At 49.1% G+C, this 12,332-nt stretch carries 17 protein-coding genes; 8 read left to right on the top strand and 9 right to left on the bottom strand.

What is annotated here, in order from left to right:
- Window positions 1-210: 210 nt before the first annotated feature.
- Both DQX05_RS29595 and DQX05_RS29590 read right to left on the bottom strand, forming a co-directional pair.
- Window positions 211-1,407, bottom strand: a complete 1,197-nt coding sequence (locus DQX05_RS29595) for a replication initiation protein (protein WP_119796814.1) — start codon at window positions 1,405-1,407, stop codon at window positions 211-213.
- Window positions 1,408-1,421: 14 nt separating this feature from the next.
- Complete coding sequence (locus DQX05_RS29590) at window positions 1,422-2,060, bottom strand: HD-GYP domain-containing protein (RefSeq protein WP_182914962.1); 639 nt, start codon at window positions 2,058-2,060, stop codon at window positions 1,422-1,424.
- Window positions 2,061-2,637: 577 nt separating this feature from the next.
- Between DQX05_RS29590 and DQX05_RS29585 the strand changes: the two genes are divergently transcribed.
- On the top strand, window positions 2,638-3,021 hold the full coding sequence (locus tag DQX05_RS29585; RefSeq protein WP_119796812.1) for a helix-turn-helix domain-containing protein: 384 nt from the start codon (window positions 2,638-2,640) through the stop codon (window positions 3,019-3,021).
- A gap of 205 nt (window positions 3,022-3,226) precedes the next feature.
- Window positions 3,227-3,778, top strand: a complete 552-nt coding sequence (locus DQX05_RS29575) for a hypothetical protein (protein WP_119796810.1) — start codon at window positions 3,227-3,229, stop codon at window positions 3,776-3,778.
- Between the two features lie 13 nt (window positions 3,779-3,791).
- Here the strand turns inward: DQX05_RS29575 and DQX05_RS29570 are convergent, their stop codons facing one another.
- Complete coding sequence (locus tag DQX05_RS29570) at window positions 3,792-4,742, bottom strand: hypothetical protein (RefSeq protein ID WP_119796809.1); 951 nt, start codon at window positions 4,740-4,742, stop codon at window positions 3,792-3,794.
- A 618-nt stretch (window positions 4,743-5,360) separates the two neighbouring features.
- Between DQX05_RS29570 and DQX05_RS29565 the strand changes: the two genes are divergently transcribed.
- The 4 genes from DQX05_RS29565 to DQX05_RS29555 all read left to right on the top strand — a co-directional run bounded on the left by DQX05_RS29565 (window position 5,361) and on the right by DQX05_RS29555 (window position 8,128).
- On the top strand, window positions 5,361-6,314 hold the full coding sequence (locus DQX05_RS29565; protein WP_147385249.1) for a hypothetical protein: 954 nt from the start codon (window positions 5,361-5,363) through the stop codon (window positions 6,312-6,314).
- A 339-nt stretch (window positions 6,315-6,653) separates the two neighbouring features.
- A complete protein-coding gene (locus DQX05_RS29560) occupies window positions 6,654-7,508 on the top strand; it encodes a hypothetical protein (protein WP_119796807.1) in 855 nt (284 codons plus the stop codon).
- Between the two features lie 19 nt (window positions 7,509-7,527).
- Window positions 7,528-7,656, top strand: a complete 129-nt coding sequence (locus DQX05_RS32745) for a hypothetical protein (protein WP_259392309.1) — start codon at window positions 7,528-7,530, stop codon at window positions 7,654-7,656.
- Between the two features lie 106 nt (window positions 7,657-7,762).
- Window positions 7,763-8,128, top strand: a complete 366-nt coding sequence (locus DQX05_RS29555) for a hypothetical protein (RefSeq protein WP_119796806.1) — start codon at window positions 7,763-7,765, stop codon at window positions 8,126-8,128.
- Window positions 8,129-8,152: 24 nt separating this feature from the next.
- Here the strand turns inward: DQX05_RS29555 and DQX05_RS29550 are convergent, their stop codons facing one another.
- Window positions 8,153-8,386, bottom strand: a complete 234-nt coding sequence (locus tag DQX05_RS29550; protein ID WP_119796805.1) for a hypothetical protein — start codon at window positions 8,384-8,386, stop codon at window positions 8,153-8,155.
- A gap of 439 nt (window positions 8,387-8,825) precedes the next feature.
- Between DQX05_RS29550 and DQX05_RS29545 the strand changes: the two genes are divergently transcribed.
- Both DQX05_RS29545 and DQX05_RS29540 read left to right on the top strand, forming a co-directional pair.
- On the top strand, window positions 8,826-9,338 hold the full coding sequence (locus tag DQX05_RS29545; protein WP_119796804.1) for a hypothetical protein: 513 nt from the start codon (window positions 8,826-8,828) through the stop codon (window positions 9,336-9,338).
- A gap of 242 nt (window positions 9,339-9,580) precedes the next feature.
- Window positions 9,581-9,769, top strand: coding sequence for a hypothetical protein (locus DQX05_RS29540; protein WP_119796803.1), 189 nt, complete (start codon window positions 9,581-9,583; stop codon window positions 9,767-9,769).
- Between the two features lie 529 nt (window positions 9,770-10,298).
- Here the strand turns inward: DQX05_RS29540 and DQX05_RS29535 are convergent.
- The 5 genes from DQX05_RS29535 to DQX05_RS31255 all read right to left on the bottom strand — a co-directional run.
- Window positions 10,299-10,580: a hypothetical protein gene (locus DQX05_RS29535; RefSeq protein ID WP_147385247.1), complete on the bottom strand. Its 282-nt coding sequence runs from the start codon at window positions 10,578-10,580 to the stop codon at window positions 10,299-10,301.
- A gap of 475 nt (window positions 10,581-11,055) precedes the next feature.
- A complete protein-coding gene (locus DQX05_RS29525) occupies window positions 11,056-11,424 on the bottom strand; it encodes a hypothetical protein (RefSeq protein WP_119796800.1) in 369 nt (122 codons plus the stop codon).
- A gap of 119 nt (window positions 11,425-11,543) precedes the next feature.
- Window positions 11,544-11,849 carry a hypothetical protein gene (locus tag DQX05_RS29520; protein WP_119796799.1) on the bottom strand — a complete coding sequence of 102 codons (306 nt, stop codon included), beginning with the start codon at window positions 11,847-11,849 and terminating at the stop codon, window positions 11,544-11,546.
- A 30-nt stretch (window positions 11,850-11,879) separates the two neighbouring features.
- Complete coding sequence (locus DQX05_RS29515) at window positions 11,880-12,062, bottom strand: hypothetical protein (protein WP_119796798.1); 183 nt, start codon at window positions 12,060-12,062, stop codon at window positions 11,880-11,882.
- A 31-nt stretch (window positions 12,063-12,093) separates the two neighbouring features.
- Window positions 12,094-12,332 (bottom strand): hypothetical protein (locus tag DQX05_RS31255; RefSeq protein ID WP_220483312.1); only part of this gene is annotated, 239 nt, incomplete at its 5' end.

The raw sequence follows: 12,332 nt of genomic DNA, 5'->3' as shown, positions 1-12,332 counted from the left end.
TATTAGGAGTAGAAAGGATATTGATTTAGGAGCTGAAGGGATATTGATTTAGGAGCAGAAAGGCTATTGGGAGTAGAAAGGCTATTAAACTAGGAGAACAAAGGCTATTAAAAAAGCCAAAAATATTTTTGGGGGTAAGAAAGGCTATCAAAATGGGAGTAGAAAGGATATACAAGTAGGAGTAGAAAGGATATACAAGCAAAGAACCGGTCAAAAAAGGACCGGTTCTTCTAAATAAGTAGGATTATGGCTCGCAATGTTATTATGGGCTAAAACCCAATCGCTCAGGGAGAAGTTAAGATGCGTTGTCACTCTTCCCTTCTTAAGAAATGAATAGTCGTATACAACGTCGTAAGCACATAATTCTTCGATTGCAGATTTCAGAGTTTGAAGATTTTTATACGACGTTGAACCGTTTAAGCCCAGTTGCTCAAATAATTGCTTCGTTTCGATGAGGAAATGGCCATCCTTGGCTTTTTGTATGAGTGTAAGATACAGAATTTTCGACGTTTCGGTTCCGAGGTCATTAAACAATGTCATACTGAGATTAACAACTTTGCCGGATAGCAGATTTGAATGCATTCTTTCGCTAAAAAGAATTTTTACTTGTCGTTGTTCCCGATCAACAACTGCTTCAGAAATCGGTGAATGAATGTGAGTGACTGCCTTCTCATAATCGTCATTGTCATCCTTAAATTCGTCCAGTACGATTGACGTAGCGGCAATATTCACGATACTCTCCGCTAGTAAGTTGTAATCCCCGCCCTGGTTATTTGCATGGACGACTTTACTAAGCTCATTGAATGTAAATTCAAACTGTCGTTCGCGCCCTTTAAGCTCCCACATCTTCCCTAAACCAATGAGCGTACGGCCATCAAACGGCGACAAAAACACACCATTTTTATTAATATAATAGGTGGACTTGAATCCTTTTCGTTTGGTTCGAATGCTTCCATCGTGTTGTTTTAACGTGTCGAGTTTGTCACTATATGGACCACGCACCGTCATCACTGGATAATCAAGCAGATCCTTATCAATGGAATAATCATTCTTTTTCTGATCAATTTCCTTATATCTAATGGCCGATTCTAGCATGGCAGCTTGAAAGTATGTAAGTTTCTCCTTGGAGAGCAGTTCTTGAGGAACCGTGTTTTGTGAGACTCTCAAATCGTATATTTGTTTAGAATATGATAAATTCTGTTCGCGAATGGTCGTAGACATTCTTTTCAGCTCCAGCATTTTGCGAGTATAAAGATACTGGGCATATTCATCTATGTGGGTTTTCATCTGCTGCAGACTATATTCTTCATTTTGAAGGTGGCTAAAAATTTGATTGTAACGTTGTAACAAGTAGTTACCATATTTATCGATGATTAAGGTTATGGTCTTACTCAATTGTTTTCCCACCTTTCTCTTCCTCCTTACCATTGTATCATATCTGCTTTTCTTCGCGGAATAGAAGTGAAGAACTCTACAACAACGTCCACATATATAGGGTGCAATCGATTTTCTTTGGCTTCAGCGAAAAGAGCATCCACGACATGAAGACGAGTTTCCCTACCCTGGCGTTTCCCTCTGCATATAAAGATAGAGGTGAACGTATCCGCAACACTGACGATTGCTGCAGCCGGCGGTATAGTTTTTGTACCACATGGAAACCCGCTCCCATTTAATCGTTCATGGTGATACAGACATGCATCCAGACAATCAGAATGGGCGTTATATTTCGTTAACAAGCGATGGCCCTCGACCGGGTGCTGCTGAACCATCTCACGTTCGGTTGGGTACATATCCACTTGCGAAAAAAGATAACGTGGCCAATGCAGTTTCCCGATATCATGGAACAAGCCGGCCAAATATATGGAACGTTTTGACCAGGATGAAGGTAGAGCTGCAGCAATAACGGACGACACGTAGGCCACCACGATTGAATGTTGAGCAGTATGAAAATCGACCACCTTTAATCTATCGAATAGAGATAGTATATCGACATTGTCTTCAACCGCTTCATGAGAACGAAATCGTACATATTGATTGATTGCTTCGTTCAGGAGATCCATGCACATTTCCTCCAAAATAAAAAGACGCAAACCGCTCCCCTACAAGGGGAGTGTCTGCGTCTTCCGCTCTAGTTAAATGAAATTGTTGTCTCTATTATAGTACACAAGAAAAAGACTGTCCAAAAAAGTTTATCTTCAAATAGTTTGTTTACAAACCATCGTCCCCCGCTTCTCCTCCAATCTATACCTGCTACACATATCATTTCATGTGCATTTTTTCTCAAACTTCTACTTTTGCTACTTCAGGTCCCCCACCCTTTTAGCGAGTTTGCCAATTCGGGTGGATGGATGCCCGATCGAATGAGTTCAAGATAGGATGTAAGATACAGAATAGCAGTTCTGTTTCTAGATCCGGATCTAGGGTGAATAGATACGTGTTTAGAATCAGAATTGTGATTAGAAACAAAATTCGAACATAGCAGCGTAGTGGCAAATGGGTAGAAAGGAGGAGAAGAAGCAAGAAACTGAGAAGTAGCAGAGGAGCGGGCAGCATAGTATGCTGACAAACTATTTGCAAGTATACTATTTGGTGATTTTATGATACATTAGGGATAGAACTAAGGAGAAAGGAGTGTCTATGATGGCCAATATTAAAAAGAACGTGGACATGGATGAAACCCTGGGGTCGTTACTCAAAGTTCATGATGTCCTGGAGTATATTGTGCTAAATGAACTGCAGAAGAAATCGCACTATCTGTTACAGCTCGAACAAATCATTGTTAAAGAGTTGGATGGTGTTGGGGTTAACCGGGGCTACTTATCCCAGAGAATTACCAAACTGATTGAGAATGGACATATCGAACGAGCAGGCAGCGACCCGAATCACCGGCTTATTGTTTTATTACGATTGACAGATTCAGGTCTTACCTATTTGAACATGTTAAAAATGCGTGTTCCGGAGCGGGTTAAATTAGCACTGAGAACTTACAATGCCTTTGACAAATACATTCAGAGAAAGTGAGGAGCGCTTGTGAAAACAGTTGTACGCACTGATGCCGATCTATACCATTGTATTCTATTTCAAATACCTGTTGATATGTTTATTGAGGGGAAGTTGGCTGAAGCGGGAGTGCTTATTTCCGATTTTACAGATACAGTAATCTACTTAGATGGTCGCTTCGTGTTTCGAAATGAGCTCCTACATATACAAGCTGTGGGGTACCTTTATGCATGACTATTCTGAGATTATTAAAGCACTGAAACAACCTCTTCCGGATGGGGCAATGCGTTCGTATGAAGAGAATCAAAACCATAAATACTTCCCTATCCAGGTATACATTGACCTACTTGAATCTATCACGGAGGGGGAATATAACTATGAAATTCGAGAATTAGAAGTGAATACATCAGGAAAATATGTAAAGGCTATCGTTCGGATTGAGATACAAGGTCGTTTTCGTGACGGGCATGCGCTTTGTGATATCAAACAGTCCAACACGGCCAATGCTACTGATTTAGCTATGAGTACTGCGTTTAAAAATGCACTTGACAAGTGGCAGGTGGGATGGATAAATTTAGCCCCTTTTGAAAAGTGGGGGAATAATCCTGGGATAAGTCTGCTTAACAATAACAATACGTTAGCAGATTCAGATACGTGTATAAAGTGTGGCCGACAATTGACTGAAATGGAAAAGAATCAACTGAAACGCATCCCCAAGAACAGTCTCCAATTTTGTACTACATGCCTACCGGAGCATTTACGCAGGAAAATGAAATAGAGAGTGCTAGATATCATTTAGCACTCTCTATTTTTCTGTTAAGAGCTTCTTCTAGAAGTTCATTTACTACTAAATCAAAATCTTTCTGTTCTTCTTCTACAATCTGATTAATATGACTGACTATATCTGTTTTAATCTTACACCTCACCACAGAATAGTCAGAATACAATTGTATGGTGTTGGTCTCCGAATTATATTCCACTTTGCCTGATATAAGTCTACTTTCTAATTTTTCATATAAAGAGACGTTCCCTTTAATGCTTACCAATCGACACCGGACAAGATAGTATTCGTCCATCTCATGAATTTTTAAATTGTTGGTTCCCATCTTTTGAATCAGTTGAAACAGGATAGAGTACCAGGGCGAAAAAATATTTGGTTCTTTTTCAAATTGAAACACACATGAACCAGTGGCCATCTCATATTTGCGATCCGATGGAACTGGTGAAGTATAATCGATGTTCTCATTAGGGATAACAAAACCGTGAGGAAAGAGAAGAACGATCGGATTAACTTGGGTTACTATAACCTTCTGATTATTGAAACTAAATGAGTCGAAAAGACATAACCCATTCTCAAAAAGAGTTAATGCCTTCCCTGCCCCTCTTTGAAAGGAAAATTGATGTTTTTCTTTCTGCAGTCGAGACTTTAACTCAAGTATGGCCGGAAACTTAAAGGTTCGTCTTTTACGCTTCCCCAATGTCATCAAGGTACTTTCTACTTCATTAGCAACTGCAAGGTTACTTAAATATGTTTTTGAGATTCCTGCAAGTAATGCTGCCTCAGTTAGAGAGAAATTCTCCTCAAGCAAAAACCTATTTATTTCCTCTTGTGTGAACTGTAAAAGCTCTGCTTGCCGATCTATAGGTAACAATTTTTCCTCATTTACTAGTTCCTCTATCTCCCGATCTTCAATACCCCATTTCTTTATAATTTCTTGGGTATCTATTATATCTTTCCTCATCCAAGTCACCTCTCTATTTTCTCTCTACAGAGGGTATAAAAAAATTCCTTCATAACTAAGAGGAATTTCCACAATATAACTCAAACTTATTAGGACTTTATTACCATTATATAATATCGTTATTCCAAATAATTATCAATTGAATGAATTATTCGGGTGTTGCCTGCATGCCAATGGCGAATGGAGCCCCACAGCAGCCCAATTGATCGACACAGGCTAGGCCTTCCAGGATCCCCCCTTTCTGAACAAGAGTTTCTGGATGTCGATCGTAATGCCGGAATCGAACCAAAGGTGCTGCAGCGATACGTTGTACGTTTAAGCTGGGCCGCAGCAGGTGCTGTTTTCCTTCGCGTTGACGGCACATCCGAAAGACGGAACCCACCTGATACCGCGAAACTGGATTGGTACTGCAGTTGACCGCTCCGCTGCCGGCGATTTGCGTGCCAAACGCGGCGCGGACAAATATGGCTGCTCTGGGAAGTTCCCTTTTGAGAGGTTTATTAAGAGAATCACATATTTTCTAACCTATATACATTTTAATCGTACCTTAAAAGGAAAAAAATAAGCTATTCCCTTTTATATCTGTAGGAATAGCCAAGAGAAGAAAATAAACGGAGCATGATTCAAGAAGTTCGTAATACTGCTAAGATGGCGTCGACCTTTAGCAGCATGCTGAATCTGCGTGATATTCTTACGTCCGGCACGAGACAACGGGAGCGGCCGATCTCGGAAGTCGGCGTCGAGGCGCTGGTCGGCGACCATGTCGTCGCCCGGGCCCGGACGGACAGTGAGGGCGTCGCCGGGCTGGAGGTCGGCAATGACCTGTGGCGGGAGCCACTAGCCGTACGGATCGACAGTGACGGCGAGGAGGTTCCGGTCAGTAGGCAGGCGCTCTTCGACGACGAGCCGATCCGGCTGGTCGTCCGTGGACAGGACCACGTCGACCCAGGTCACCTGGCGATGCTGGCCGACCATCTGGTCGCCACCCGTCGCGTCATCGTCGGCGACGTGGCTGATGACCTGACCCGCCCGGCCCCCGACAGCATGGCCCGCCTGCTGGACGAGCTCGGTCCGGGGGACGGGCAGGCCGACGTACGTCTCGTAGATCCTGACGCGCTGCGGGACGGCACCGTGGGCTACCTGCCCCTGCAAGACATCGACATCCACGTCAACTTCGACAAGATCGACCCGGACGAATTCACCTGGCCCGGGCCGATCTTGGACCGATTCACGTGGTCTCTGCCGGACGACCAGTCCTACCGTGACTACTTGCGCGGCGTGTTCGTGCTGTTCGCACACCAGCAGAAGCTCGGGGTCACGGCTGACGCCACCGCGTTCCCGGACGTCGTGGAACGGCAGCTGCTGCGCCGCTTCTTTCAGGACTTCCGTATCGCCGACCGCACCGAGACGCCGCTCAACAAGCTACTGATCCCTCTCGTCACGGCGATCCTGACCGCGCCGACGGGGAACGGGTTCGGGTTCACCGTCCCCGCCGCAAGTATCCCCCCCCAGGGCGACCTGATCGAACGCGCGTACCTCGACACGCTCCTGGCGCTGGCACTGGTGGGCTAGACGAGTTCGCCAACCGCCATCTTCACGCCGGTGCTCCTCAACGTCCATACCCTCTCGCGAATCCTGAGCGACACCGCGCAGGGCCGGTCGAGCCGACCGAGAATATGATCGAGCCGCAGCTGCCCGGCGTGCAGGGCAAGCCAATCCTGTGGCCCGACGTGATCGGATTAGCGCCGTTCTTCCTGCGTTTCGACGAGTCGCTCGGCCGGCAGCAGCCGTTCTTCCCCGCGGGGCCTGTGGCTGAACGAAGACCGCAAGAAATTCCTTCAGTACCACGAGGCGATCCCCAACACGTACACGATCTCGTCGTACGAGCCCCACTTCGGACCGATCGACGAGGTGCACCGGTCGGCGACGTTCCTGCTGAAGTACTGCGCGGCCGACGCGAAGCTCGTTGAGCTCGTCCAAGCGATCGACAAGGGCCAGTTCGCCACCGCAGCGCGCCTGGCCGACGAGGCCAAGCAGCTGCTTCAGAGCGCGAGCCTCGCCCGCCGCCGGGCCGTCAAAGTCACGACCATCGTTGATCTGACCGGCACGCGCGCACGACGTATCTGCCGGACAGCTTCGAGCGGTTTTTCGAGCTGGCCCGACGTCGTGCACTTCCGGATCGCCCGGGACCACGCCACCCGGCTGCGCTGCTACCAGCAGTGGTTCCTGCTGCCGATGCTACGCGCGATGATCCGCTCCGAGCTGGGCGCCATCCCTGGCGCCATCGATATCCTCTCGACCGTGACGGGGTTCTACGTCGGCGTCGGAATGCTGGGTACGCCGCCCGGGATGGTGAAGCCCCCCCATACGAGCCAGGCCAAGCGCGTGGTGGCCGGTCGGCTGCGGTGGAACGACCCGCTGGGCGACCTCCCCTACACGTCGCGGCTGATGTACGACGACGACCGTCGCCTGGACGGCCCGTTCCCGCTCACACCGCAGGTGCGCAACTTCTTTGACGTGACGAAACCGGATCCGTCGATCCTGCACCCGCTCGAAGAGCGGTACGCCGGGTGGTGCAAGCCGACGCCCTGCTTGCCTGGGCCAGACGCTCTATCGCACCGCCGACCCAGCGAGCCTGGAGCGGGCCCGCGAGCTCTACAAGGCGGTCGTGTTCCTGCACGGCAAGGACTCGGGGACCATGGCTTACCGGCCGCCCGTCATCGTGATCCCCCCGCTTGGCTTGTTCGAGAACCCGCGCCGACGTAACCAACTCGACCGTGCCCGAATGGCGTTGCAGCAGCTGGAGGCGGGGCTGAACTTCTACGGCTACAACGACGAGACCGTGCCGACGCTGCGCTACCGGACCCTCGTCGATGCCACCCAGCGCTGGGCGGCCGGCGCCAAGTCGACCTAGAACGAAACGATCAAGACCATCGGCAGCGGCGCCGCCGGCGGGTTCACCACGTTCGCGGTGGTCAGCACGATGACCCTCCGAGGCCGCCACCAAGCGCGAGAACGAGTTGAAGGCACTGACCAATGAGACGCTGCCCGCCGCCAAGGCCGCGGTCTGGGTGCAGGAGTGGCAGGTGACCATCGCAAAGCCAAAGCTACAGGGTCAGATCGCCGCCACCGACCTCGCCTACGCCCGCGACCTGCTCACCTACCAGAACGAGCGGTTCCTCAACCGCGACTTCTGGGACGCGCTGGCGGGCGTCGCCCGGCGCTCGCTGCACGCTACCTCGACATCGGTGGCGTCGACCGGCTGTCCCTGGACCTTGCTGAACTTGAGGCGGTGGGCCTCGGCTCCGCCCGGCCTAGCCTGCCGCTCACCCGTACGTACTCTCTCTCGCGTGACCTGCCGCTGTCAAAAGAAAATAAAGTATTAGACCAAGGTAGTTAATTTGACTCGGTTAAGGGCTTCGAAAATCGTCAGATATTGAAAAATAAGTTTTAGAGCGCTTCCGGAAGAACAACCAGGAGCGTGAGCTGCAGCTTCGCCGCGCAGCTGGCGCCGCCAGCAAGCCGATCGCGCCGAACCAGCGCTTCCGGAAGAACAACCAGGAGCGCGAGCTGCAGCTTCGCCGCGCAGCTGGCGCCGCCGGCGAGCCGATCGCGCCGAACCGGCGCTTCCGGAATACGGTCAATCAGTCTACAACTTTATTTTCCCAGTCTAATACTTTATTTTTGAGTCTATCACTTTATTTTCTCTGAACAGCCGCTCGCCTTCGGACAGCTCAAACAAACCGGCCGCTGCACGTTCACACATACTGACGACGACCTCCTGGTCGGCCTTCCCGGCACGTACGCGCACCGCATTCGCACCGTCGACGCCCTGGTAGACGCTCCGGGCACCGTGGAGCGGCCGAGCGGGATCCTCACCAACATTGGGTTCTCGCTGCTCGGCCGCTCTCCCGAGCCGAGCGCGTCCCGCTCCTGCGCTTCGCCGACGCCTACCCGGTCAGCGAGTTCCGGGTCCGGCGCGACCTGGAACTACACGGCCTCCCCGGCGAGCAACTGCTTCCGTTCGAGGGCACCGCGTTTACGACGACCTGGACGCTGGAGCTGCCCCTGGACGCGAACCCCATGGGGCTCTGCCGCGTCACCGACGTACTCCTCACCTTCGACCTGCAGGCGTACTACGACGCCGGGCGGACCGACAACGCCCCGGCACCCGCGCCCGCGTCGCGGTCGCTGTTCGTCTCAGCGCTCTCGGTCGACACCGACGGGCTCTCGACTCTGCGGAATCCGCCGCCGACCGCGAAGGTGAGCTTCGCCCTCAACAAGCTCCCGCTCCCGGGCCACGGCAAGGTCACCAACCTCGCCGTGCTCCTGCCCGGCGTCGACGGAGGGAAGTTTGACGCCAAGCTCCGCATCGGCACCGCCGTTACGACGTTCCAGATCGAGGACGGCATCGCGATGTCCAACCTCGGTGTGCTCAGCGACGGGAATCCCGCCAACGCGCTGCCGCTCAACGCGGCAACCGGCGGCTCCCCCGCCCGGGCCGTCGATCTCGAAATCAAAAAGGGCAACGATTCCAACAGACTCGCCGCTGCGCGGGACGTGTTGCTGTGGGTGGAGTACGACGTCGTGGAATAGCGATAAAGCGGCCAGAAGCGGCTACCGGCCCGCTCGACCAAAAGGTCGGCGTGGGCCTGAGTGGCGGGGTCAGGCGGTGCGGGAGGTTACGGCGTCACCACCTTGCCGCCCAGGGTCACCACCAGGCGGCCGTCCGAGGCGAAGGAGCAGTTCGATAGGAATTTGTTTTAGATTAAATGAAAAATGGTTCCGCTTATGAATGGATAGTCAGATGTCCCGTGTAATGAAGAATTCCGCCGATCATGGATGATGTTGAACGGGTGATCATCATTATGATCTCCGAATGGCTGTTAAAGATCGGTGACGAGAGGGCCCTATTTAATGATGACCCAGGAAAGAACGCCTTCGTTCGGCAATTCTTCAAGGATGTATACTCTGCGGTCCAGCCGGCCTTTGACACGCCGGTTGAGCCCGACGACGGCGGCATCTAGCGGCCTGCTCCTACCCGGGGGATGAGAATCAAGATCGCCGCATTACGATTGCCAATTTGAACAAGAACGGAAGACCAGATCCGATCGTATTTCATATCGACAACCCGGAAAATGGTGAAGATCAACACAGAACTGTTCGGCCCTGACGGAAGGATCCACTTCTCGAAGGGCCTTCAACTGCATGATACTTCCGCTCGGCACATATTCAGTGTTCGAACAAAGTGTACTCACCGTATTAGGACTCACTCCTGCTAACCGAAAGAGTTTTTCCTGACTATATCCCCGTTTATCCACAATGGGAATTAGATATTCTAATTGGAGAAGCAGTAGCAGTTGCCCTTGTTTGAGTACCGTGACACATCAAATAATCCCCATCCACTGAAACAGATAGGGATTCATGGAGGCATTCCTATTATCGGCGTGTTCAGAAATTCGAGAAGAATCTACAGTAAGGAACTTGAGTCTTGCGATTTTCGATACTAAGCGATTAAGAGGACAGACCTGTAGCGTGAACGGTGAATTAGCGCTTTTAGGCGGATAACTTGAGATGACGCAAGATGTCGAGAAGAGGCCTTTTCTCCAAAACTTGCTCGTAGACATACACGACGATTTGCCCGAAGAACTCTTCTCGGATGCGGCGAACCACGTCGCCAAACGTCAAATCTGTATCACTTCTCATCCACTCCTGTCGCTGAAACTCCAGAAAATTCTGCGTCAGGAATTGAATCGCCCAAAATCGCTGAATACCGTGAAACGAAAGCAATTGGTATTGGTCAAGGCCCAGCAGCTCCTTGAAAACTTGCAACGGCAATAGGTCGCTTATCCTCAACCCAAATCCCCATTACGAACATGAACCAATCCCTCAATGAGCTTGCAACAAAAACGACTTCATCATTTCTATTTGATTAACATTACGGATTGGCTGTACGAACTCCACTGTCATACCTCCTAACAAGCGAACAAATATTCTTGTTAGGTAATACGTTTAATTTCCTGAAAATGTCTCAATCTGAAGATTCGATATTCAAAGCTGTTCATTGACTAATACTCTAAGTTGTTGTTATCGCAATACACGTAAAACACTTTTTCTTGTTCGACTGCTTTGCAATCATCAGGGTTGCTTCCGCAAGTCATAACAATTCTCGCTCCAATATTTGTAATTTCGGTACGTGCATATAATAGTAACTTGTTGCAAAATGGGCAATTTATATTCGGTACTACTTCACCCCGAATAGCTGTCATTTGATTCAAAACCTCCAATATTTCGATCTCTTGCAACTTAATATTCATATTGAACGTTTGTAATTCTCCATGCTAAAAAGTGCATCTATGTCTCCATTAAGAGCTGCAATAGCTCGTTCTATCTGTTCGCCATTTTCCGATAGTGCGCCGATTATGAGCAGCGCCCTGTCCCTAACTTCTACAGCAGTTACTTCACTAGGCATTTTTACTCCGGCATCATATACTTCTCTGAACAGCTTAATCAACAAATCATAAGCTGCCATATCAGCCAGCCCTAACATCAAACCAAGTTGTTTAAATTCTTCATCGCTGATTTTACCGCCGAGCATACTTTCAAGCATCTTAGTTAACTCTAGCAATCTCTCCATCTCGTACGATGAAAATTCTTCAAAAAAACCCACATCCACATTCACCTACAAAGCACCTCCACAAAATTGTATTCATTTTCTCTTATCTAAACCGGGACGTAGCCCGCCCCTGCCGGATCATTTCTTGTACTCTTCGATGATTAGTCTATAAAGATACATAATATTCAATTTGTAGTATTCGTAGATTCAAAACTTTTTTTCATACGATCAAATGTCACAATACGAACTTCATCCTTAAATCGAACCATAACGGCAATAGCTAAGGCTATCGTGATTGTCAGTGAAAGCCAAGGAACTATTGAAAAAACAAACGTTAGTGCCAAGCAAAAAAGAATCGAAAGGCAAACTAGGAAAGACATTCCTTTCGACCAAAAGTGATAGAAAAATGAGGTTCGAACAGGAAACATTCCTTGTTTACGAGCAAAGACTTCAACCTGTTTATCCTTTTGCCATAGCTCATTAATGCTCATTTAAACCACCTTCCTGATGTACAATTATATTCATTTTGTTGTAGCGTTTTTGGATTGCTTCCTTTCAAGTTCTTCATAAAACTTTTGGAATTCTTCTTCCTGTTTAATGTGTAGACTATCTTCTTCATGGTCTACACTAAGAGCACTCCAAAAGCCTGTACCAAAAGCGCTTCTTAACATATTTTCTAGTTCCGATTTCTTTATAAATTGCATGTACTCACCCTATTCATTGTGATGCGTGTTCTCACTTTACCTGACCGCTGATGTAGCCAAAACGGTGTGCCTGATCGATCAGACCGCCGATTGTTTGGATCGTCTCCGTGTCCAATCCGTTGATCCATTTCACGTAACGCTGTTCCTTTTCTGTCAGCGCACGTCCGAGGTTCGCTTCAAGCCATTCGGTCGTCAACTCGTCCTTCTCCATCTCAATAATAAGAATAGGTAAGGTTTTGAGGTAATCTCCGCCTTTTCCCCTCTTCCACA

It is taken from the genome of Paenibacillus thiaminolyticus (genome assembly GCF_003591545.1).
GTDB classification, from domain to species: domain Bacteria; phylum Bacillota; class Bacilli; order Paenibacillales; family Paenibacillaceae; genus Paenibacillus_B; species Paenibacillus_B thiaminolyticus_A.
Note: the sequence above shows the minus strand (reverse complement) of the source record. Positions and strands in the feature narration are given on the sequence as shown.

What these genes read in the sequence shown, in the direction of transcription:
- DQX05_RS29545 (WP_119796804.1), top strand. Translation starts at nt 8,826, where the DNA reads ATGGGGCTCTGCCGCGTCACCGACGTACTCCTCACCTTCGACCTGCAG.
- DQX05_RS29590 (WP_182914962.1), bottom strand. Translation starts at nt 2,060, where the DNA reads ATGGATCTCCTGAACGAAGCAATCAATCAATATGTACGATTTCGTTCT.
- DQX05_RS29515 (WP_119796798.1), bottom strand. Translation starts at nt 12,062, where the DNA reads ATGCAATTTATAAAGAAATCGGAACTAGAAAATATGTTAAGAAGCGCT.
- DQX05_RS29585 (WP_119796812.1), top strand. Translation starts at nt 2,638, where the DNA reads ATGATGGCCAATATTAAAAAGAACGTGGACATGGATGAAACCCTGGGG.
- DQX05_RS29570 (WP_119796809.1), bottom strand. Translation starts at nt 4,742, where the DNA reads ATGAGGAAAGATATAATAGATACCCAAGAAATTATAAAGAAATGGGGT.
- DQX05_RS29540 (WP_119796803.1), top strand. Translation starts at nt 9,581, where the DNA reads ATGGATGATGTTGAACGGGTGATCATCATTATGATCTCCGAATGGCTG.
- DQX05_RS29575 (WP_119796810.1), top strand. Translation starts at nt 3,227, where the DNA reads ATGCATGACTATTCTGAGATTATTAAAGCACTGAAACAACCTCTTCCG.
- DQX05_RS29520 (WP_119796799.1), bottom strand. Translation starts at nt 11,849, where the DNA reads ATGAGCATTAATGAGCTATGGCAAAAGGATAAACAGGTTGAAGTCTTT.
- DQX05_RS29565 (WP_147385249.1), top strand. Translation starts at nt 5,361, where the DNA reads ATGATTCAAGAAGTTCGTAATACTGCTAAGATGGCGTCGACCTTTAGC.
- DQX05_RS32745 (WP_259392309.1), top strand. Translation starts at nt 7,528, where the DNA reads ATGGCGTTGCAGCAGCTGGAGGCGGGGCTGAACTTCTACGGCTACAAC.